This is a genomic window from Pontibacter russatus (genome assembly GCF_009931655.1).
Classification (GTDB): domain Bacteria; phylum Bacteroidota; class Bacteroidia; order Cytophagales; family Hymenobacteraceae; genus Pontibacter; species Pontibacter russatus.
Genome location: NZ_CP047984.1, coordinates 4335411 through 4356954 on the forward strand (window position 1 = coordinate 4335411; position 21544 = coordinate 4356954).

The following is a 21544-nucleotide window of genomic DNA, read 5'->3' on the forward strand; positions in this document are numbered from 1 at the left end:
AACCAGCAACCAACAATCAACAACCAGCAAGAAACAGGAAAGATGAAGAAGCCTATATACCTCGCCACGGCAACGATATGGCTGCTGGTGCTGCAGGCCTGCGGGCAAACCACCGACGCTGCCTACGCGCTGATGCTGAAGGGCATATATAACAACACGGTGCCGCTGCTGCAGCCAAAGCAACTTTTTCAGGAGTTGCAAAAACCAGAAAACAAACCGCTGCTGCTCGACACCCGTAGCCCCGCAGAATACAAGGTGAGCCATATAGCAGGCGCCCGCTTCGTGGGGTTCGGGGATTTTAATGTGGCTGATTTGAAGGATGTGCCGAAAAACACGCCGCTGGTGGTGTACTGCTCTGTGGGCGCTCGCAGCGAAATGGTGGGGGAGCAACTGCAGCAGGCGGGCTACAAAAACGTGCGCAACCTCTATGGAGGCATCTTCGAGTGGGTGAACCAAGGCTATCCTGTCTGTAACAAGAAAGGCAAAACGGATAAAGTACACGCTTATTCCAAAACGTGGGGCATTTGGCTGCAGGAAGGGGAGAAGGTATATGACTGAGAAAAAGCTGCTGCTCCTGTTTGTGCGCAACCCCGAGTTGGGCAAAGTAAAAACGCGCCTCGCCGCCGCCCTCGGGCCGGAAAAGGCGCTGGATATATATAGCCGCCTGCTGCGCCACACCCGCCAAATCACCGGAAATTTGTCCGTGCAGAAGCGCGTGTATTATGCCGGCTGGGTGGCTGAAAACGATATATGGCCGAACGCGCAGTACGAAAAGCGGCTGCAACCCCCCGGCGATTTAGGGCAGAAGATGGAGGCTGCCTTTGCCGCCGCCTTTGCCGAAGGCTATACCTCCGTCGTCATCATCGGGAGCGACTGCCTGCAGCTCACGCCCGCCATATTGCGGCAGGCCTATATGGAGCTGGGGCGGCACGATGTGGTGATCGGTCCCGCGCTAGACGGCGGGTATTACCTGCTGGGGATGAAGCAACTGCACTCAGAACTGTTCCGGAACAAGCGCTGGAGCACGGAGCATGTTTTGCCGGATACGCTGCAGGACATCCAGACGCTGCGACTGTCTTACAGCCTGCTTCCGCGCCTCTCCGATGTGGACCATGTGGAGGACCTGGATGCTTCGCTGTTATCCTGACAGAAGCCCCGGTTATATATAAACAGAGCATCGGCTCATCCTCATTTACCCTCAAAAGTGTACCTTGCATTCCGATTACAGCCTATATACAGGCACCCGAACAGCTGCTGCTACTTATATAGGCTATATATATAGCCCATCATCTTAAATTCAATGGCAACCAGGATACAGAAAAGCACCCTGCAGTTTCTTTCAGACTTGACCGGGAACAACACCCGGGAGTGGTTTAACGGGAACAAAAAACGGTACGAAGCCGCCCGCCACAACTACACGGATTTCTTAGACGAACTGCTGCTGGAGATACAACAGTTTGAGCCGGCGGCACGCGGGCAGAAAGGCAAAGACCTGCTCTTCCGGATATACCGCGACGTCCGTTTCTCTAACGACAAGCGCCCGTACAAGGACCATTTCGGAGCCTATATAGCCGAGGGTGGCCGAAAATCTATATACCCTGGGTATTACCTGCATCTTGCGGGCGGCGATAAATCGTTTGTGGCCGGAGGACTCTGGATGCCTCCTGCCGAGCAGTTAAAAGCCGTGCGCCAGGAAATCGACTACAACCTCGACGGATTCAGGGAAATTGTGGAGGCTCCCGCGTTCCGGGAAAGGTTTGGAGAATTGCAGGGGGAGCAGCTTAAAACCACGCCCAAGGGCTACGACAAGGAGAACCCGGCCATCCAGTACCTGCGCTACAAAAGCTGGAACGCCGTGATGCCGCTGCCCGATGCGGTGGTGCTGCAGGACGACTTTCTGCAGGTGGCAGTAGCGGCGATGCAGGCGCTGAAACCCCTGAACGACTTCCTGCTGCAGCCCATGCTGGATATAGGCGAGTAGCGCGAAAGACATAAGACAAGGCCATATGGCTATGTCTATTGCCCCATATCTTGTCCATCTTTCCCCTTGCAAACGCGGATAATAAATCCGCAACTCAATACTCCCGGATTGCAAATCCGGAAGAGCAGGCATTGCGGCTAGTGCCAGCTTGAACTCATATTACCTGTTTCCCGTCCGTTCGCCGGACTCCACCAAATTCGCGTGGCGGCGGCGCTGGCGGTAGAGGTACAATTCCACGAGCAGCCACAGAAACACCAGCGCATACTCCAGCCCCACCAGCAGCAGGTCCTCGGTATAGGCGCTGGTGCGGTAAGCGCCATAAGACAGGATGGCCGCCCCAGACCAGGCAATGGCGTAGCGGAAGTGGCTCGTGACGGTGAGGGCCAGGAGCGGGGTGATGTACCAAGGATGCACCGTCGTGGCCAGGAAAAGATAAACCGTAAGGGCCGCGGCCATATAGCCGGAGAGCCTGCGGACGGAGCCCAGCTTTTTGGAAAAGGCAAGCGTTATGATGATGCAGAAAGTTACCAATGAAAGGAAAGGCCCCAGGTACTGGATGATGTTGAAGCCAGTCAGTTCAAACCCAAGCCAGCGCAGCAGGTAAAACACGCTGGCGTTAAACTCGAACTTCCGGAAATAGAGGTCCAGGCTGCGGGAAATATTCTGAAGGACTTCGGCAGAGACGAGCGGGTAAAATAAAACCACCACCGTCAGCACCAGCACGCTTCCGAAAAGCAGGAACCGGCGCAGGCCGAGCCGCCGCAACAGGAAAGGCAGGAACATGAGCGGCAGCAGCTTTGTGCCAACCGCCAGCCCCATCGCGATGCCGGAAACGGCGAGCCGCTGGTAAAAGAGCTGGTACAGGCAAAGCAGCAGGAAGAAAATCAGGAGCGCCTCGAAGTGCAGGTTGCCCACCAGCTCAATTATCACAAGCGGGTTGAGGGCGTAGAGCAGCACGTTTTTATCCGGGAGGCCCATCTTGCGGAGCAGGCGCAACAGCAGGAAAATACTGCCTGTGTCGGCCAGCAGCAAAACCACCCGCATCACCACAATGCTCCCTAGGAAGCTACCACCAGACAGTTTCACAGACAGCCAGAACACGGCCTGCATCACGGGCGGGTACACGCTGTAGTATTCGGGTGAGTTCAGGTGGCGGTACAGGCCTTGGGTGATACCGGCTATCTGCGGCGCATCCATACCCATATAGTAAGCAGGCAGGTGCAGGTAGGGGTTTTGCCCGGCGGCGAGCAGGCTTCCATCCCATATAAACCGGAAATAGTCGTCGGAGAGCGCGGGCATGGCCACGATGAAGAGCAGCCGGAAAAGGACCCCTGCGACAATGCCCTGCCATATCGGAAAGCGCAGGTTCACCAGGTAGGCATAGCAGGCAAACACAACCGCATACAGCGCCAGCAACTGCATGAAGCCTTGGCGCGGCGTGGCGTAGGCCAGCGCCATATAGGCCAGCGCCGAGACAGCCAGTGCCATATAGCCTGTCGTGTTGCTTTTTCTCATGTTTAACCGCGCCTGCTATGGAAGAGCGAATAAAAGAAAACGGCACCAAACCCAAAGGCGAGCAGCAGGTGTAAAGGCAACTGCCCATATAGCTCCCACCTGAGCCCCAGCACGATGGCATATATAAAGTAAAGCGCCAGCAGCCCTTCCAGCACTGTCACGAAGCTTATACTCTTCAGGCGGTAGCCGCGTTTCCGCCAGGTGTCGCTGCGGGCCACCAGGTTGTATTTCGGCGTGCGGATGAACGGTGTTTTCCGGCCCATAAATCCCTCCAGCACCGCGATGCTGTTGTGCAGCGAGAGGCCCATGGAAATAGACAGGAACAAAAAAAACTCCGGCACAAACCGCAGCGTCGTGCGCCAGGCGCTTTCGCTGCGGGCATGCTGCGCCGACCAGTAAAACGCGACCAGCGCCCCCAGGCTCAGGAGCAGTGCATACCCGAACTGAAACAGCGGCGAAAGGGTAGGGGAGGTGTGCTTTATATATAAAACGGGCACGCTCAGCACGGCCGTGAGCAGCACGCAGACAAAGATGGCGCTGTTGAGCAGGTGGAAGAAGGCATGCAGCTTTGTCAGGAACGGGGCGTTGGAGCGCAACACGGGCCACAGGTGCTTGCGGGCCGTTTCGGCGGCGCCTTTCGTCCACCGGAACTGCTGCGATTTGAGCGCCGCCATGTCGGCGGGGAGTTCGGCGAGTGCCTCCACCTCCTCCATATATATAAACTGCCAGCCCCGGAGCTGCGCGCGGTAGCTCAGGTCGAGGTCTTCGGTGAGGGTGTCGGCCTGCCAGCCACCGGCGTCTTCGATGCAGGCCTTGCGCCATATACCGGCCGTGCCGTTAAAATTGATGAAGTGGCCGCCGCGGCTGCGCCCTGTCTGCTCCACCGTAAAATGCGCGTTCAGCCCGAACGCCTGCAGGCGCGTGAGCAAGGAGTAATCGCGGTTGAGGTGGCCCCAGCGTGTTTGCACCACGCCTGTATTGGCCTCGGTAAAGGCTACTACCGTGCGTTTCAGGAAATCGGGGGCAGGCACAAAATCAGCGTCAAAGATACAGATGAACTCCCCGGTGGCAAGCGGCAGGGCATGCTGCAGCGCCCCCGCCTTGTACCCGGAGCGCGTTGGCCGCCGGAGGTGCTGCACGTTCAGGTGCGGATAGGCTTTCAGCTTTGCCTCAATGATGGCCGTGGTATCGTCGGTGGAGTCATCCAATACCTGTAACTGTAGCCGATCGGGCGGGTAATCAAACGCAGCCACGGCTTCCAGCAGCCGCTCCACCACGTAGCGCTCGTTGTAGATGGGCAGTTGCACCGTCACCAGAGGCCAGCTCTTCTGCGGGTTTATATATGGCTTCTCCCGCTTGCCATGGCGCAGCCAGTAAAGCACCGTCAGGTGCAGCTGCGCCATGCTGTAGCAGAAAATGAAAGCGAGGCACCCGCCATATATAACCAGCACCGTTGCTTCTGCTATAGGCATGCCTCCAGGGTTTACAGGTATTTAAAAATGGTCCATATGATTTTATAGCCCGCCAGCACGGTTCCTTTCACAGTGCCCGACACTTTGGATGTGCCGATGCGCCTGCGGTAGGTTACAGGCACCTCGGCGTAGCGGATTTTCTGCTTCGCGGCTTTCGCCTGCATTTCCACCGTCCAGCCGTAGGTGCGGTCGCGCATGTCCAGGGCCAGCAGCGTGTCCAGCCGGATAGCCCGGAACGGACCCAAATCTGTGAAGCGGGCTTTATACAGCCAGCGCAGCAGGGTGGTGGCGAGCCAGTTGCCGAAAATCTGCTGGGGCAGCATGGCTCCCGCCTCGCGTTTCCCCAGCGCCCTCGACCCTATCACTATTTCCGCCTGCGCCGCCACAATCGGCTGCACCAGCATGGGCATCTCCTCGGGGTAATCCGAGAAATCCCCGTCCAGAAAAACGATGATGTCCGGGCGGGTGGTGGCGGGCTTGGCGGCGGCATAGGCAATTCCCTTCAGGCAGGCGTTGCCGTAGCCGGCCGCGGGCTCCTCCAGCACCGTGGCCCCGGCCTGCGCGGCGGCGGAGGCGGTGCTGTCGCTGGAGTTGTTGTTCACCACGATGACCTCCTCCACAAACCCGGCCGGTATGGCGTGCAGCACCTTGCCAATGGAACGCTCTTCGTTGTAGGCAGGAATGATAACGTTGATTCGGGGCATATACTCGGGCGTGGCCACAAAGATGCCTATTTTCTTTTTCTCATGCTATAATTGCGGACCTTCTTTGGATTTGTGCGATAACATCCGCTAACTTTGCGCGCTGAAAATTTTTGCATGGCGTTTGTTATAAACCGGTTATGATACTTGAGGCACTTTTGAAAGAAGAGGCAGTGAAGGAGGGAGACAAAGCGCCTGACTTCGAACTGCAACGGCAGGACGGCGGGCTGTTTCGCCTGTACGACCTGCTGAAGGAGAAGAACGTGGTGCTCTACTTTTACCCGAAAGACAGCACCCCTGCCTGCACAAAGCAGGCCTGTGAATTCAGGAACCAGTACGAGGTGTTTAAGGAGTATGACGCGGAAGTGGTGGGCGTGAGCTCTGACAGCCTGCAGTCGCACCAGAAGTTTGAGCGGGTGCATCACCTGCCGTTCACGCTGCTGAGCGACAGGGGCGGCCAGATCAGGGGCATCTACGGGGTGCCGCGCCGGCTGGGCCTGCTGCCGGGCCGCGTCACGTACATCATCGGCAAGGACAAAATCGTCCGGGCCGTCTATAACTCCATGAACAAACCGCTGGAGCACATAAACACCGCCCTGGAGGTGCTGCGCAGCATTAACACCGAGCAAGCACAGCTTGTCTGAGAAATGTAGATTTGTAGAACCTTAAACACGAGGGGCCAGCCGGAATTCCGGCTGGCCCCTCGTGGCTTTGGCAGGTTTACGGCGCAGCTATTCGTTCCAGCTTCTTGCCGCTGTTGAACGCCACGCGCAGGAATCCGAACTCCTTGTTGTACAGAAGCTGCGATACATTGTTTGCTGCCGTGCTTTCCGGGTTCACCTCAAAAACCTCGTAGTACATCCTGTCATTCACCTCCAGGCTGTCGTAGCTAGGGCTGCGCTCGTCTATTTCCCACACCCCAAGCTCCACCGCCTTGTCAGCCGCGTTTTCGCCTACGGCCAGTTCCACCACCAGGTCGTTGGGTTTGCTGAGGATGCGGGTGCTCAGGTACGGCTGGGCGTCTGCGATATCCTCCAGCACCGTGCGCACCTGCACATCTACCTGGTCGATGCACTCATCCTCCAGCGAAAGGCCCTCTCCCGGCACGTTCTGCGCATAGATTCCGGTGCGGGTGTAGCGCACCACATCGGCTGTCTCTGTCTGAAATGGAATGGTGTCTTTCTGCTGATATACCAGCCACTGAGAGTCTTCCGGGGTGGGCTCTGTGATGGCGACATTGCCGCACTTCTCGCAGGAGGTGAGCGCCGTAGCCGCGAGAAACAGCACTGACAGCGTTTTATATAGCGTTTTGTTCATATAGGTAAGGACAGGTAGCAAGCAGCGCGAAGGTAAGTTGAAATAAATTAAGTCAGGTTTTACGGTTGATTTTATATAGGCAGCACCCTTTCCAACTGCGGATGGTTGCACTGCGGCTGATAGATCCCTCTCAAATCGCTGCCATCATGAAATATCTACGGCATTGGGTTGCGGCAGGATGCGGTTGCGCGCTTTGTCCGGGAACCGAAACACCCTTCCATATAGGCGAGTGGACCCGGCGCTATAGAAGTGAAACCACCTGCCCGGTTCTGACGGACTCATCGCAGGCGAAGGCAATACGCAGGCTATTGACGGCATCCTGTATATGATCCGTCAGGTCCAGGTCCTCCTGTATGGCTTTCAGAAAATAGCGCTGTTCACGGTTGCAGAGTTCCTGGTGGTCGGGTTCGTCGTCCAGGTTTATCCAGCTGTCCGGCCGCACAAACTGGTCATCCTTATCCAGCGCCGCATGGTGAAAGCGGAGCGCTTCTGTTTTTGTGTGGGCCGCCACGGTATCCGATTTTCCTGTGCCGCCCGCTTCCTTTGCCACAATCGACACCGACCCTTTCGGCCCGATCACGTCTTTCACGAAAAAAGCGGTTTCACTCATCATCGGCCCCCACCCGGCCTCATACCAGCCCACCGAGCCGTCCTCGAAGCGGATTTGCAGCTGGCCGTAGTTGTAATTGCCCTCCGGGATTTCCTCGGTGAGCCGGGCCCCGATGGCGCTCACCCAGACAGGCCGGGAGCGCGTCATCTGGCACATCACGTCGATGTAATGCACGCCGCAGTCCACAATCGGGCTCAGGCTTTTCATCAGGTTGCGGTGCACGGTCCACATATAGCCGTGGCTCTGCTGGTTGAGGTTCATGCGCATCACCAGTGGTTTGCCCAACTCCTGGCTCAGATCGATGAAGCGCTCCCAGGAAGGATGGTGCCGCAGGATATAACCCACCACCAGTTTCCGGTTGGCTTGGCGGGCGGCGGCGGCGACGCGCTCGGCACCCGCTACCGAGTCGGCCAGTGGCTTTTCGATGAACACGTGGCAGCCCTGTTCGAGGGCTTTGATGGCGAAGCTTTCGTGCGTGTCCGGGTATGTGGAGATGCAGACGGCCGCTGGCTGCGTCTCCTGCAGCGCCTTTTCAAAATCATCGAACAGGGGGTAGCCGCCGCCCAGTTTTTGGTTCAGCGCTTCTTTGCTCTTGCCGGTGGAGACAAGGCCGCAGATTTCGAAGCCGTCCAGCGTGTGGTACGCCCAGGCGTGGGCCGCGCCCATGTTGCCGCAGCCCACCACCAGGATGCGCAGGTTCTCTGTTTTGTTAGACATAGCGTGCGTTTATATATAGATTTATATATGTTACGTTAATTTCACCTTCTTAGGGACAGGTCGCGACCTGTCCCTAAGAAGACATTGCGCCATATATGAAAGCGCTCTTCTGAAAAATTATACCATTATCAATTAGATTTTATGCATACTCGCTTTGCAACTATATCCAACCACCCCAGCCCCTCCTTGTCCAAGGAGGGGAGCCTGCTACTGCTTCCTCAAATTTTCAAGACTATAGTTATAGATATAGCCGTCAAATTAAACAAATTTAGTACACCCATATATAATCAGCCATTTGCCATGGGGAAGGAAGCAGAAGCAGTAAGAAAAACTCCCCTCCTTGGACAAGGAGGGGCTGGGGTGGTTCGACTTACAAGCAAAACTCATTTGATACTGGTATTATAGAACAAGATAAGGTTTAAGCACCGGCGTTGGCACTTAGCCGGTTAGTTTTAAATAAGGCATCCTCCTTTCAAAAGTATCCACCGTTGAACCTACCCTGACATCAGTTTAAGAAATACAGCCAGTCGATGTGGAACAGGGTGGCTTGCGGGGCCTGCTTGTTTGTGAAAACCAGGAAGACGTCGTGCTTACCCTTTGTCTCTTTCAATGGCGCTGTAACCTCTGTCCATTCTTTCTTCGCGTCAGCGGCTTTGCCTGCGGGTATGGGTACGGTACTCACCAACGGGCCGTTTAAGCTGTCAAGCCGCACTTCAATTTGGCCACTGGCGCCCTGCTGCTGCACACGGTATTTGATGCGTTTCAGGTGCGTGAGGTCGAGCTGGCTGAATTTCGCGTAGTTGCCGTGCCTGGCGCTGCCGTAAGTCAGGAACTCCGTGGTAACCGTGCCGAGGGCAACGTCGCCGCTGTCGTAATCCTCCAACTGCACCAGCGGGTGGCGCAGGGATATATGGCTGCGGGTTGACAGCGGTTCGATGCCGTTGGCGCCTTTGTCGGTGTAGCTGGCCGTCAGCAGGTAGGAGCCCTCGTTGCCTTTCCCTATATGGTCTTTCAGTTTCAGGGAACCCTGCAGCGGAAGCGACTGGCTGCCCTCGCTCAGGGAGAGGATATAGCGCACGATTTCTTTGGCATCGTCCACGGGCAAATCCGGGTGCGCCGACATCGTCCGCTGGCCCCAGTTGCCGCTTCCGCCCTCGATAATTTTCCGGGCCAGCTTCTCTGTTGCGCCAGCCTTGCCTGTATACCGTGCGGCAATGGCGGTATAGGTGGGCCCCACGGATGCTTTGTCGATAGAGTGGCAGGCTTTACAGTCGAGGTTGGCGAGCAGGTTCTGGCCCGCTATATGCCGCAGGTTATTGGAGGCCTCTGGGTTAGCCAGCGCCACCGCTACGTCTTTGCCGCGCGGCAGGAAGTTCAGTTTCACCGATACCCGACTGGTGTCGATCGCTTCATCTTCCTGGTCTGTCACGTTTACCCGGTAGTCCAAAACAGTATCATCCCAATAAAACGACTGGTTAGCGGTGGTGGAGATGGCTACGGCGGGCGACGCGTTTCCTACGTTTATTTCCACGGCGGCGGTGCCTGCCTCGCCCTGGCTGTCCGTTATCGTCAGGGCCACTTTATATATGCCTGGCTCGGAGAACGTGAACGACACATGCTCACCGTTCAGTTCTTTCTCTTCTATCTGCCATCTATAACGCAGCGTGTCGTCCGGGTCGAAATCTTTAGAGCCGGCGGCGGAGAACCGGGCGGTAAAGGGGGCGGCTCCGTAGAAGCTGTCGGTTTGGATATGGGCCACGGGCTTGCGGTTCCCTTCGGCATACTCTACCCGTATCAGCCGGGCGTCGGTGTTTTTGGCGAACCAGTTGGTGCCGTATTCGAGGATGTAGATGGCGCCGTCCGAAGCGAACTGCATATCGGTGGGGGCCGTGAATTCCATGTGGTCCAGGAAGGGCTCCATGCGCAGGTAATCCATCTCGGCATCCAGCGTGACGGCCATAAACCAGCGACGCACCCAGTCATATATAAACAGCTTGCCGTCGTAATATTTCGGCAGCTTGTAGGGCGCATCCGGATATAAATCAGCATAATACACCGGCCCCGCCATCGCGCTCTCGCCGCCTTTGCCCACCAACGGAAACTCCTCCGAAACGCCGTCGCCGTACCAGATCATGGCGGGTTGGGCAGGCGGCAAGTCCCGGATGCCGGTGTTGTTGGGCGAGCTGTTGAGGGGCTTGAGCGGGTTGAACTTCGGGCCTTCCTTTTTGGTGGCGAAGTCGTAGTCGGGGAAGGCCTCGTTGTTGCCCAGGAAGTAAGGCCAGCCAAAGAAGCCGGGCTTCCGGGCCTGGTTTATCTCGTCGTAGCTCAGGGTGCCGCCAGCGGAGGGTACTTTGGTGTCGGGGCCGACATCTCCCCAGTACACGAAGCCGTTCTTCGGGTCCACGGAGAAGCGGTAGGGGTTGCGGTGGCCCATGGTGTAGATCTCCGGGCGGGTGTGGGGCGTGCCTTTCGGGAAGAGGTTGCCCTCCGGGATAGAGTAGCTGCCGTCCGGCTCGGGCTTTATCCGCAGGATTTTCCCGCGCAGGTCGTTGCTGCTGGCGGCCGTTGCCTGGTCGTCGGCGAGTTCCCTGCCCGGCCGCTCGTCTATCGGGATATAGCCTTCTGTTTCCTCGGCGTTGGTGTTGTCGCCGGTGGAGAGGTATAGCAGGCCGTCGGGGCCAAAGTGGATGTAGCCGGCGGAATGGCAGCAGTATTTCCGCTGTGTCGGGATCTCCAGCAGCACTTTCTCAGAAGCCATCTGCAGGTGGCCGTCCTTCAGCTCAAACCGCGACAGGCGGTTTACGGATTTATCGCCAGCCAGGGCGTAGTAGAAGTACACCCAGTTGTTCCGGGCGAAATCCGGGTCAGCGGCCACTCCGAGCAAGCCGTCCTCGATGCCGCTGAACACGTCGAAGTTGGCGATGGTGCTGGTCTGGCCGGTGCCGGCATCATAGAATTTCACGGCGCCTTTGCGCTCCACAAACAGCACGTCGTTGTGGGGGAGCAGCGCCAGTTGCATCGGCTCGTCGAGGCCCTGGGCCAGCTCCTGGTAGGTGTAGCGGCTGGCCTCCGGCACGGCGGGCGTGGTGGCTTTGCTGTAATCGGGCAGGGTGTTGTTGCCGTTGGCGTACGTCAGCGACTTCTGCAATTCATCGGGGGAGAAGCTTTTGTTCAGGATAACCAGGTTCCCGGCGTCCTGCTTCATCTCCTGGCCTGGCTGCATCTTGTTCCAGGCCGTGAGCCAGGGCCATCCTGGCTGAGTGAGCGCGGTGTCCTTTACCGCCACCACGCCTCCGCCTGCCTCCATGTAGCGTTTCAGGGCGTTGATGGCCCGGTAGTCGAAGGTGTTCAGCGCCGAAAACGGCAAAAGCAAACGGCTGAACTGCCGCAGGGAATCCTCGTGGAAATACGCCGGGTCTGTTGCCTCTGTATAGCTTCCCGCCGACTTCCCGGCTGCCTGTTGAAACGGCTCCGCTGTATATAAACCCGCTGCACCGGCATACACCAGCGTCCGGTTGCCTGCGCGCTCAGAAGTGGTGGTGCAGGCGCAGAGGCAGGTCAGGAGGAGAAAAAGAAGGGGGATTGGTTTCATGGTTATGTTTTTTGTCTGATGCGGCGAGTTACTGGCTATATAAGATAGCGCCTGAGCATACGTGCCTCTGGCAACTGCTGTATTTTCTTGTTCCATGTTCTCGTAGGGACAGGTCGCGACCTGTCCGAATCGTTCCCGAATTATCTGAATCAGGATTTACAGGATTTATCGCGGGACCCTGCCCCCATGATGCACAGGATTGGCTGTTGCCATATTACTTGTTCCTGTTTCATCTTGCAGCCGTCGCACGGACAGGTCCCGACCTGTCCCTACGATAGGATTGAAACGCCGCACTTAAAATTTTTAGGACACAAGTTTGAAAATTTGCGCCATCGGGGGTTTATATAGGGTGCAACAGTTTATATGTTATGTTAACCTGGTGCCGCTTCGGCTGCTGCGCTTTCTTCCAGGTCCACTTTGTCGATTGCCTGCATCAGCCGGTCGGTTTCGGTGAGGGCGACGATGATCTTCTGGTAGTGCAGGATGTCGTCGAAGTTGAGTTGGCGGCCTTTGCGGTCTTTGAGCCACTTCTGGGCGGGCTGGTAGCCGCCAATGTAAAACTCCCAGGCCGTTTGCGGCACGCCGTCAAAATACTGCGTGTCATTGATGTAGACGCGGCCAAGACCTCGCAGCGTGCGCACCTGCCCCGAGGAATTTCGGGGGCTCTGCGAGTGTCTGGTTACATCCTCCGCAGTTGTTGCATCGTTACCCCAGACGCTCGCAGGACCTTCGGACGCTGCGAGGTCTGGTGCGTACCTCGGTTTCTCTATCATGTTGCTGCCGTCTTCGGGGTATTGCGTGATATAGTCGGTGACGGCGGGGCTTTCAAGCAGGTGGAGTTGGCGCAGCTCGGAGCCCAGGGCCACCAGTTGCCAGAACATGTCGGGGCTGGCGGGGTAGGGCACGCGGGGGAAGTCTATTTTCAGGAACTCCTTGTACTTGGCGCGGTAGGTGGGGCTGTGCAGCACGGCGTATATATAATCCAGCAGGTCGATGGGGGCGAAGGTCTGGCGGAACTCCGGGCGCAGGTCCGGGTTGTTGGCGAAACAAACTTTTCCCTCGGCTTCCTTTTCCGGCACAAACGTCAAGCCCAGCTTCGCGGCGATTTGCTTTACAATGTCCTTGTTGAGGTTCGGGGTGCGGGCGGGCCGCTCGTCTATAGATGTCTGGCCGGTGTTTTCAGGATATATGTAGAGGGGGGCAATATAGCTTCCATCATAAGGTGTTGCTATCTTATGTTGACCTAACGGCTCCTTTGATAAAAAGGCAGAAAATGCTTCTTTTGTTTGTCTCGTTGTGATGAAGGCAAAGTTTTCTTTCCTTAAAAGTTCGTCATTTATTTTAGGTCGATGATAGTCAAATGCAAATTCACCATAGAGCATATATCTGTAATCAAATGGCCGATAAATGCATTTTATGGGTTTATCGCTTTTCTTAATAGTCTTTCTTTTGCTATCAAACTTCCAGTCCCTATTATCCGCCAAACCATATTTCTTCCTAAGGAACTCTGTAGAAAGATTCTCATTTAAAAGGTCATTTATCTTCACTGCGGCATGTTCTCTATCAAAGGAAATTGCAAAATCATCACGGTGTGAATTTGGGCCAAGTAGCAAAGTAAGAAATAGGCTTTCCACGCTAAACCCTTGTAGGTAATTATCTTGAATTGTAAAATCCTTTTGGATGAAAAAGTAATTTGGAGCAGTGGTTTCCAATTCTGTATATGGAACAGAGTTGATTGAATTCTCAAACAAGAAATCATACTTCAACTCGCGTTTTCCATATAGATCATAGTGATAAACTTTCCCAAGTTCATCCGCTTTCTTCTTTCCCGTTTTGATGAACAGGTTAATGCTTACGCCCTGCATGATGTCAAACACGTTCACATCGGCAGAACCGTCCGGCGCAGTTTCTTTCTTTTTGCTGTTGCCGTGCAGGTCAATGGTATATATCTTGTCATAAGTTTTCAGCAGATTCCAACGCATACCCCTGAAGGTTGGGTTATCTAAAAAGCCGTGCGGGTTAATAAATGCCAGTACACCTTCGCCGTTCTTTTCAATGAAATGCTGCCCGTATCGGATGAACTTCACATAATCATCATTTATCCATTTCGGGTTTTTTTCGTTCAGCTTCACTTTTCCGCCCGGCTCTTTCTTATAATCTTCCATCAGCCCCGAAATCCACTCGCCTTTGTTGGCGCTTTCCCCGCTGTAGGGCGGGTTGCCGATAACCACCATTACCGGCGTGTCGCGTTTGATGTGGTTGGCCTCGTTCGCTTCGTTGGCCAGGGCGGTGGCGAACAGCGAGCCGGTGTCGGGGTGGTGCTCTTCCAGGCTGTTGGTCAGGTACACCCGGAAGCGCTGGTCGCGGGTGGGCTTGTAGCCCGTCTCGGTCAGCAGCAGGTCCAGTTTCAGGTGGGCCATGGCGTAAGAGGCCATCAGCAGCTCGAAGCCGTTCAGGCGCGGAATCAGGTGGTTCTCCACGTAGTTGCTCCAGATGCCCTGCTGCCCCTTAAACCTGCCATATATATGCTTCACCACCTCGGCCAGAAACGTGCCGGTGCCGGTGGCCGGGTCCAGGATCTGCACCTTGTGTACCTCCTGCTCGTACTCCCGCTGCCCCGCCTTAAAGCGCTTGTCGTGGGTGGGCACCTTCAGCGTCACCTTGGTTTTGGAGGTGTCCGCCAGGCCCTGCGGCAAGCCGAACTCCGTCTTCAGAATGTCGTCTACGGCCCGCACAATGAAGTTTACCACCGGCTCGGGCGTGTACCAGACGCCGCGCGCCTTGCGCAGCTTCGGGTCGTATTCGGCCAGGAAGGTTTCGTAGAAGTGGATGATCGGGTCGTGCGTCTGCGTGGCTTTCCCGAAGTTTTTCAACAGCGCCGCCACATCCGTTGCCCTGAAAAGGTCGGCCAGCCCGTCCACAATCCAGGCGATGCGGCTGTCGAGGTCGTAGCCGGCGATGTACTGGAACAGCGTGCGCAGAAAGGGGTTTGTCTTCGGAATGAGCCCCGCCGCCTCCTGGCGCGTGAAGGTGGGCAGCGTAGGGTCGTGCAAACGCGCCGCGAACATGCCGTAGGCGATGGTCTGGGCGTAGATGTCGGCAAACTCCCTGTTTTTTATATCGTGCATCAGCACCTGCTGAAAAGCGCGCATCTGGTCTTTGAGGGTGCTGTTTTCCTGGTTCTCCTCGTCGCTGTTCAGGGCGTTTTCAATCACGTCGGCCAGCATGCGCGCCTTGCCCGCCATCATCTCGGCCAGCTTTTTCGAGCTTTTGATGGTCTGCCCGTTAAAGGCGCAGAAGTCTTTGATGAGGTGGGTGAAGGCGGCGTAGTTGGCGGGCAGCGGCACGATTCGCCCGTGCTGTATCTCCGCAATTTTCACGGAGGTCTTAAACTCGCCGTCTATATATAAATGGAAGTCGAGGTAGTCGGTGATGAGGAGGTTGTCCAAAGAGGCCCGGTAGCGGTCGAACTGCTCCTTCAGGGATTTGCTGCCGAGCGCCACGCCAATGTCCTTGGCCTCTATATAGCCCACCGGTATGCTTTTGCGGGTGAGGATATAATCGGGGGCGCCGCAGGCCACGCGCGCCGGCTCGTTGGTGACCAGCACGTCGGGGGCCAGGGTTTCCAGCAGGTTCTGCAAGTCGCCGCGGTAGCTGTGCTCCCGGGAGATGCCAGTGTTGTAGCGGGTGGTGATGCGGTCTATATAGTCCTGAAGCGTCATGTGGGTCCGGTGTACAAGGGTGTTGGTTTGGTTTGCCCGGCGGGATGCTGTGCCCCGCGCCGAAGCCGTAGTAAGTTGCATATAAAACCCGCTTTATGCAAGAACTGCGATGTTTGCGCGGGAGACCCGGCTATCGGTTGGGGAAGGCAGGGCTATATATGGCCGGAGGGTTTGTCTGGATCTTCTCGAGGGACCCTACCCCCAGGATTTACAGGGTTGGTAGGCAAAAACAACAAAGCAGGCTTCAGGATGAAGTGCCATCCCAAAGCCTGCCTTACCCTTGACAGATTATATATAAAGCGTTTAGCTTCTCACCGGAATCGGCTGCGGCTTCATCTTCGGCCGGAGCAGGAGCCAGGCCAGCGTCCCGAAAACAGTGCCGGAAAAGAAGGTCAGGCCGGTAATCACCCAGCCGTTGAGGCCGCGCTGCTCGGCATCGTTGTACACCCAGGTCAGGATAAACGCAAGCAGCAGCATATACACGCCGATGATGGCCATAAAGATCAGGTTCGGTATATCGATTGTCGTCAGTTCCATGTCATTTTCTGTTAATTGTATCCAATGCAGCTGCCAAAGAAGCAGCTCTGCTTTATATAAACCGAAATCAGAAGCGAATGTTTAGCACTATGTAAAGAAGGAGATGGTATAATACAGAGTATATAGGATTTGCCGTTGCATTTTATGAAAAATACAGTCTGTTAGATGCCCCCTGTATAATTGCATTGGCTGCGACAGGCTTTTGCGCGGAGGCTATATACCCCGTGCGGACGCACATGTTTACATGCTGGCGGTGGACCCGATTGCACTCATTTTACCTTCAGGAAGTAGCTCAGCGCTGCCGCGAGACTATTTTTGTCCCCCTTTGAAGGGGGTGAGGGGGATGATGACACCTGCGAACAATCACGTGAGGGGTGTAATTACAACGACTTTGTCATCAAGCCAGAGCAGCTGAGGTACGTCCGGCCGCCTCTCATCCCCCTGCCCCCTTCAAAGGGGGACTTGCTCACAGTTGCGTAAGTACTATCATTTCAGCGCACCCCTGCCGCCTGCGGTTTGTCGTGCTGGGCTAGCAGCAACCGCAGGATATGGGTGAGGTACGAGCCGCTCTCGGGGCCAAAAAAACTCATGCTTCGCGTCTCGTACTCGTCCAGGTCGTAATGCTCTTCCGGGGTGATGTAGCCGACATAGCCGCCGTTGAAACTGGTAGCCACCACCTCCAGGTCCTCCTGTGCGGCGGTATGCTCCAACTCATCCATAAACTCCCCCGAATAATCAGCCGGAGCGCCCAGCAGCACAATATCTCCTATTTGCAGGCTGGTGACGTAGGCGGGATGCTTCCCGAACACCCAATTGAAGAGAAAAGGGGCCAGCCGGAGGTTTGTGCTGAGGCGCCACTGCGGCTCCGGCAGCAGCAGCGGCACGCGGTTGTAGCCGAGTGTATACACATAATCGGTTTTCACTTCGTGCAGCTCGCGGCGTAGGATCGTAGCCAGGCGCTCGCCCACTTCCGCTGTGCTCGCAAACGTAGCGCCATCAAAATAAACGGCGCTGTGGCTGCCCACGGCTCCCGCCGAGAAAGCCGCGAAATCCATCCGTTCTTCCAGTTCGTCCACCAGCACGCCGGGGTAGTCGCGGGAGAGGATGGGCTGCATGGAGGGCAGGATGGTGGGGTGGGCCGAGAAAAAAGAAAGCACCGCCGCCGTGCCGTCCGGCCGCTCGAACCGGATAAAGCGCAGCTCCGTGTCCCGGTCCTCGCGCGATTCGGTGAGGCGGTTTTTGACGAGGCTGGCGGCATTGGCGCTGCCGTAGCCGACTTTGGTGGGTTCGAGGTTTTGCCTGGCCAGCTGGATGCTCTCCACAATCTGCTGCGCCAGCTGTTGCACAAGTTCCTCATCGTACTTGCCAGACATGATTTTGATACCCGGCTTGCGGCCCCAGCCACCAAAGCTGGTGTGGCTGTGGGTGGCCGAGAGGTAGACCTGCTCCGGTTTCAGGCCCAGTGCCGGGTAGCATTTCTCCAGTTCCTGCAGCACCAGCATGGGCGTAATCAGCATATCCAGCGCCACGTAATACGCCTCCGTCTGCCCGTTGTCGAAAGCGAACGTGCGCACCCAGGCCGAGTCATGCACCTGCTCGTATTCCATGCCCAGCCGCTTGCCGTAGCCCGCCAGCGGCGTGGGGGCCGGGGGCGTGATGTTCACCTTCGCCCAGCCCACCTGCAGCGTGTCGGCGGTGGTAACGGTGGCCGGGTGGCTTTCCAGGTTTTGGAGGGTTGCTTCATAGTATTCGCTTTGCTCGTAAGGCCTGCGGTCGATGCGCTGCACCACGCAGGCGGGCAGCAAGAGCAGCAATAGTAGCCAGTACCAGCGCGAGACAGGCTTTTTCTCAGGGACAGTTTTCAGCGTGTGTAACAAATGATGATTCGGCAAAGCTACAGCTTAACAGCAAATAAGGAGCCGTGTTTCCAGATGTCGTGGAAATTCACAATGGTCGCATCCATGGGGTTACTCTTTCTTTACAACGTAGGCCAGGAAATAGAATCATATGGAAGCTGTTTAGCGTTTTCAATAAATCGATGCATGATGCCCTTGCTGCGTGTTCTCACCAGCAAGAATCTGTTGGTGAAAGTACAGTTGTCGGTGAAAACACCAACAACGGCAGGTGTTGACACTAAAACCGAAAACGCTAAACAGCTTCATACTACCATTTGAAGGGCTATATCATAAGTGAGCGTCTGCCCAACGGCTCGAAGCGAAACTGTTTCCAGTTTTTCCTTGAGGCGCCTTGTAAGTGATGTGGTGCCGAACGCAGAGAGGCAGCCCGTAGCGGAGCGAGGGCAACTTCACTTACACAGCGCTGAGAGGGAAAACGAGGCCTCTCGGCCCGAGAGCACCAATGCCAGCTATAGAACTTAAGAGTTGTAGGGCCCGCAGGGATATGCTGAAGAAAGAAGAGAAGGCAGAATAATTGCAGACTTCACGCTACTTAAGGCAATATACCTTAAATTTGGCGTTTCGATAACCCAGGCAAAACTTTAAAACCAGGCGGCAGGGCGGGGCGGCCATATATAATTCCTTTGCACGGGCACAGCAGCCTACATCCCGCTCATCATACAACCGTCTTCAGTATCAGCATTCTATATGGAACAAAACCTTGACCACCTTTTAAAAATCGCCACCGAGCTTTCCATCACCATCAAGCAGGTAGAGGCCACGGCCGCCCTGCTCGACGAGGGAGCGACGGTGCCTTTCCTTTCCCGTTACCGCAAAGAGGCCACCGGCTCGCTCGACGAAGTGCAGATTGCCGCCATCCGCGACAGGATGGAGCAGCTGCGCGAACTCGACAAGCGCCGCGAGAGCATCCTCAAATCCATCCGCGACCAGGAGAAGCTGACGCCGGAGCTGGAGGCGCAGATCATGGCTGCCGAAAACATGGCCCGGCTGGAGGACATCTACCTGCCTTACAAGCCAAAGCGCCGCACCCGTGCCACCATCGCCCGCGAAAAAGGACTGGAGCCGCTGGCGCAGCGCTTGTTTGAGCAGGAGAACTTCGATGTAAAAACCGAGGCCGCCAATTATATATCCGAGGAGAAAGAGGTAAAGGACGCCGAGGAGGCCTTGGCCGGAGCACGCGACATCATGGCCGAGTGGATGAACGAGAATGCCGAGGCGAGAGCTGCCATGCGCCAGCTTTTCGAAAAGAAGGGCGTGTTCAAGAGCCGCGTGATGATGGGCAAGGAGGAAGAAGGCCAGAAGTTCAAGGATTACTTTGAGTGGGAGGAGCCAATTGAGAAAGCGCCGTCGCACCGGATACTGGCCATGCGCCGCGGCGAAACAGAAATGGTGCTGATGCTGAGCGCGCAGCCCGAAGAGGAAGCGGCCCTGGCGAAGCTGGAGGATATGTTCGTGAAAGGCCACAACGCCGCCTCCGAGCAGGTGCGTATGGCGGCGAAGGAATGCTACAAGCGCCTGCTGAAGCTGAGCATGGAAACAGAAGTGCGCCTGAGTTCCAAAAAGCGGGCCGACGAGGAAGCCATCCGCGTGTTTGCCGACAACCTGCGCCAGTTGCTGCTCTCTTCGCCGCTCGGACAGAAAACGGTGCTGGCCTTAGACCCCGGCTTCCGGACCGGCTGCAAACTGGTGGTGCTGGACAAGCAGGGCAAGCTGCTGCACAACGACACCATCTACCCGCACACCGGCCAGGGCAAAGCGCTGGATGCCGCGCAGAACGTGAAGTACCTGGTAGACAGATATGAAGTGGAAGCCCTGGCCATCGGCAACGGAACGGCCAGCCGCGAGACAGAGGCGTTTGTAAAAGGCCTGAATCTGCCGAAATCCGTGCAGGTGGTGATGGTGAATGAAAGCGGCGCTTCCATCTACTCTGCCTCTGACGTTGCCCGCGAAGAGTTCCCGGACCAGGACGTGACCGTGCGCGGCGCGGTGTCCATCGGCCGCCGCCTGATGGACCCGCTGGCCGAACTGGTGAAAATCGACCCGAAATCCATTGGCGTGGGCCAGTACCAGCACGACGTGGACCAATCGGCGCTGAAGCACTCGCTGGATGACGTGGTGATGAGCTGCGTGAACGCCGTGGGCGTGGAAGTGAACACCGCCAGCAAGCAACTGCTGACCTACGTTTCCGGCCTCGGACCGGCGCTGGCGCAGAACATCGTGGAGTACCGCAACCAGAACGGCCCTTTCAAAACCCGTACGGAACTGAAAAAAGTAGCCCGTTTAGGCGACAAAGCCTTTGAGCAGGCGGCAGGCTTCCTCCGCATCCGCGATGCGAAGAATCCGCTCGATGCCTCTGCCGTACACCCGGAAAGCTACCCGATTGTGGAGCAGATGGCCAAAGACCTGGGCGTCACGGTGCAGGACCTGATCAAGATCGATGAGCTGCGCAAGAAAATCAACCTGAAAAATTACGTAACCGATAAAGTGGGGCTGCCCACGCTGCAGGACATCGTGAGCGAGCTGTCAAAACCCGGCCGCGACCCGCGCGAGACCTACGAGGCCTTCAGTTTCACGGAAGGCGTGAACGAGGTGAAAGACCTGCGGGCGGGCATGAAGCTGCCGGGCATCGTGACCAACATCACCGCCTTCGGCGCCTTCGTGGACATTGGCGTACACCAGGACGGCCTGGTTCACGTGAGCCACCTCTCCGACCGCTTCGTGAGCAACCCGCATGACGTGGTGAAAGTAGGGCAGAAAGTGGAGGTGACGGTGATGGAAGTGGACGAGGCCCGCAAGCGCATCTCCCTCAGCATGAAAAGCGACCCAACGGCCACCCGGCCTGCCGGTGGCGGCGGTGCCAACAAAAAAAGCGGTGCCAAAAAAGAGGAGGAGCCGCTGGATGATTTCCAGGCCAAGCTTGCCAAACTGAAGGGCATGTTCAAGTAAACGAGAAGTCCCTATATGAAGAAGGCCCTGCATGGTTGACGTGCAGGGCCTTCTTCATATATAATACTATTGGCATTTGGGTTTTATGCATACGCATACTCGCTGTGCAACTATACTCCAACCACCCCTGCCCCTCCTTGTCAAAGGAGGGGAGTCTGCTGCTACTTCCTATAACTTTAAAGACTATAGTTGAATATATAGCTATCGAAATCAACCCATCATATATACCCATATATAAGCAGGCGTTTGCCATGATGAATGAAGAAGCAGTAGTAAGAAAAGCTCCCCTCCTTGGACAAGGAGGGGCAGGGGTGGTTGGATAGATATGCTAAACTCATTTGATATTAGTATAAGTCTCTGTTACGCAGGCTAGGCGGTTTATATATGAACCCGCGTAATAACACGATGACTGATAAACCGTCCCTGCGATGAGAAGGCGTAATATAAGCATGTGAAGGAACTGCCGTACGCACTCTTTCCGCATCAGGCATCCATCCTTCAAAAGTTTAACCGCATTG

The 21544-nt window shown here is 56.2% G+C and carries 15 protein-coding genes; 6 read left to right on the forward strand and 9 right to left on the reverse strand.

Features of this window, described 5'->3' with window-relative positions; genetic code table 11:
- Nucleotides 1-42: 42 nt before the first annotated feature.
- From GSQ62_RS17950 to GSQ62_RS17960, 3 genes are all read left to right on the forward strand, one after another.
- Entirely contained in the window at nucleotides 43-558 is a 516-nt protein-coding gene (locus GSQ62_RS17950; RefSeq protein ID WP_161890784.1) for a rhodanese-like domain-containing protein, read from the forward strand.
- Nucleotides 551-1147 (forward strand): TIGR04282 family arsenosugar biosynthesis glycosyltransferase, encoded by a 597-nt coding sequence (locus GSQ62_RS17955; protein WP_161890785.1) that lies wholly within the window; start codon nucleotides 551-553, stop codon nucleotides 1145-1147. Before GSQ62_RS17950 ends, GSQ62_RS17955 begins: the two co-directional genes overlap by 8 nt.
- Before the next feature lie 153 nt (nucleotides 1148-1300).
- Nucleotides 1301-1981 (forward strand): DUF2461 domain-containing protein, encoded by a 681-nt coding sequence (locus tag GSQ62_RS17960; protein ID WP_161890786.1) that lies wholly within the window; start codon nucleotides 1301-1303, stop codon nucleotides 1979-1981.
- Nucleotides 1982-2140: 159 nt separating this feature from the next.
- Here the strand turns inward: GSQ62_RS17960 and GSQ62_RS17965 are convergent, their stop codons facing one another.
- Genes GSQ62_RS17965 through GSQ62_RS17975 form a run of 3 tightly spaced genes read right to left on the reverse strand, consistent with a single transcriptional unit; the run spans nucleotide 2141 to nucleotide 5672 of the window.
- Nucleotides 2141-3496, reverse strand: a complete 1356-nt coding sequence (locus GSQ62_RS17965) for a hypothetical protein (RefSeq protein WP_161890787.1) — start codon at nucleotides 3494-3496, stop codon at nucleotides 2141-2143.
- Between the two features lie 2 nt (nucleotides 3497-3498).
- Nucleotides 3499-4968, reverse strand: coding sequence for a cellulose synthase family protein (locus GSQ62_RS17970; protein ID WP_161890788.1), 1470 nt, complete (start codon nucleotides 4966-4968; stop codon nucleotides 3499-3501).
- A gap of 11 nt (nucleotides 4969-4979) precedes the next feature.
- The gene (locus tag GSQ62_RS17975; protein ID WP_161890789.1) at nucleotides 4980-5672 is read right to left on the reverse strand and encodes a glycosyltransferase family 2 protein; all 693 of its coding nucleotides are present in this window, start codon (nucleotides 5670-5672) and stop codon (nucleotides 4980-4982) included.
- A gap of 137 nt (nucleotides 5673-5809) precedes the next feature.
- On the opposite strand from GSQ62_RS17975, the gene GSQ62_RS17980 reads away from it, so the two are divergent.
- Entirely contained in the window at nucleotides 5810-6313 is a 504-nt protein-coding gene (locus GSQ62_RS17980) for a peroxiredoxin (RefSeq protein WP_161890790.1), read from the forward strand.
- 76 nt (nucleotides 6314-6389) lie between these two features.
- Here the strand turns inward: GSQ62_RS17980 and GSQ62_RS17985 are convergent, their stop codons facing one another.
- The 6 genes from GSQ62_RS17985 to GSQ62_RS18010 form a co-directional block, all read right to left on the reverse strand.
- Nucleotides 6390-6986 (reverse strand): hypothetical protein, encoded by a 597-nt coding sequence (locus tag GSQ62_RS17985; protein WP_161890791.1) that lies wholly within the window; start codon nucleotides 6984-6986, stop codon nucleotides 6390-6392.
- Between the two features lie 241 nt (nucleotides 6987-7227).
- The gene (locus GSQ62_RS17990) at nucleotides 7228-8313 is read right to left on the reverse strand and encodes a Gfo/Idh/MocA family protein (RefSeq protein ID WP_161890792.1); all 1086 of its coding nucleotides are present in this window, start codon (nucleotides 8311-8313) and stop codon (nucleotides 7228-7230) included.
- A gap of 505 nt (nucleotides 8314-8818) precedes the next feature.
- A complete protein-coding gene (locus GSQ62_RS17995; RefSeq protein ID WP_237586769.1) occupies nucleotides 8819-11905 on the reverse strand; it encodes a PQQ-dependent sugar dehydrogenase in 3087 nt (1028 codons plus the stop codon).
- Nucleotides 11906-12276: 371 nt separating this feature from the next.
- Nucleotides 12277-15708 (reverse strand): type ISP restriction/modification enzyme, encoded by a 3432-nt coding sequence (locus GSQ62_RS18000; protein WP_237586770.1) that lies wholly within the window; start codon nucleotides 15706-15708, stop codon nucleotides 12277-12279.
- 222 nt (nucleotides 15709-15930) lie between these two features.
- On the reverse strand, nucleotides 15931-16164 hold the full coding sequence (locus tag GSQ62_RS18005; protein ID WP_237586771.1) for a hypothetical protein: 234 nt from the start codon (nucleotides 16162-16164) through the stop codon (nucleotides 15931-15933).
- 491 nt (nucleotides 16165-16655) lie between these two features.
- Nucleotides 16656-18041 (reverse strand): neutral/alkaline non-lysosomal ceramidase N-terminal domain-containing protein, encoded by a 1386-nt coding sequence (locus GSQ62_RS18010; protein ID WP_237586775.1) that lies wholly within the window; start codon nucleotides 18039-18041, stop codon nucleotides 16656-16658.
- Between the two features lie 726 nt (nucleotides 18042-18767).
- Here GSQ62_RS18010 and GSQ62_RS18015 point away from each other — a divergent pair.
- Together GSQ62_RS18015 and GSQ62_RS18020 are read left to right on the forward strand one after the other, a co-directional pair.
- Complete coding sequence (locus GSQ62_RS18015) at nucleotides 18768-21026, forward strand: Tex family protein (protein WP_161890793.1); 2259 nt, start codon at nucleotides 18768-18770, stop codon at nucleotides 21024-21026.
- 137 nt (nucleotides 21027-21163) lie between these two features.
- The gene (locus tag GSQ62_RS18020) at nucleotides 21164-21349 is read left to right on the forward strand and encodes a hypothetical protein (protein ID WP_161890794.1); all 186 of its coding nucleotides are present in this window, start codon (nucleotides 21164-21166) and stop codon (nucleotides 21347-21349) included.
- The last annotated feature ends 195 nt before the right edge of the window (nucleotides 21350-21544 follow it).

Coding starts and splice junctions, on each gene's coding strand:
- GSQ62_RS17950 (WP_161890784.1), top strand. CDS start 43: ATGAAGAAGCCTATATACCTCGCCACGGCAACGATATGGCTGCTGGTG.
- GSQ62_RS17955 (WP_161890785.1), top strand. CDS start 551: ATGACTGAGAAAAAGCTGCTGCTCCTGTTTGTGCGCAACCCCGAGTTG.
- GSQ62_RS17960 (WP_161890786.1), top strand. CDS start 1,301: ATGGCAACCAGGATACAGAAAAGCACCCTGCAGTTTCTTTCAGACTTG.
- GSQ62_RS17965 (WP_161890787.1), bottom strand. CDS start 3,496: ATGAGAAAAAGCAACACGACAGGCTATATGGCACTGGCTGTCTCGGCG.
- GSQ62_RS17970 (WP_161890788.1), bottom strand. CDS start 4,968: ATGCCTATAGCAGAAGCAACGGTGCTGGTTATATATGGCGGGTGCCTC.
- GSQ62_RS17975 (WP_161890789.1), bottom strand. CDS start 5,672: ATGCCCCGAATCAACGTTATCATTCCTGCCTACAACGAAGAGCGTTCC.
- GSQ62_RS17980 (WP_161890790.1), top strand. CDS start 5,810: ATGATACTTGAGGCACTTTTGAAAGAAGAGGCAGTGAAGGAGGGAGAC.
- GSQ62_RS17985 (WP_161890791.1), bottom strand. CDS start 6,986: ATGAACAAAACGCTATATAAAACGCTGTCAGTGCTGTTTCTCGCGGCT.
- GSQ62_RS17990 (WP_161890792.1), bottom strand. CDS start 8,313: ATGTCTAACAAAACAGAGAACCTGCGCATCCTGGTGGTGGGCTGCGGC.
- GSQ62_RS17995 (WP_237586769.1), bottom strand. CDS start 11,905: ATGAAACCAATCCCCCTTCTTTTTCTCCTCCTGACCTGCCTCTGCGCC.
- GSQ62_RS18000 (WP_237586770.1), bottom strand. CDS start 15,708: ATGCAACTTACTACGGCTTCGGCGCGGGGCACAGCATCCCGCCGGGCA.
- GSQ62_RS18005 (WP_237586771.1), bottom strand. CDS start 16,164: ATGGAACTGACGACAATCGATATACCGAACCTGATCTTTATGGCCATC.
- GSQ62_RS18015 (WP_161890793.1), top strand. CDS start 18,768: ATGGAACAAAACCTTGACCACCTTTTAAAAATCGCCACCGAGCTTTCC.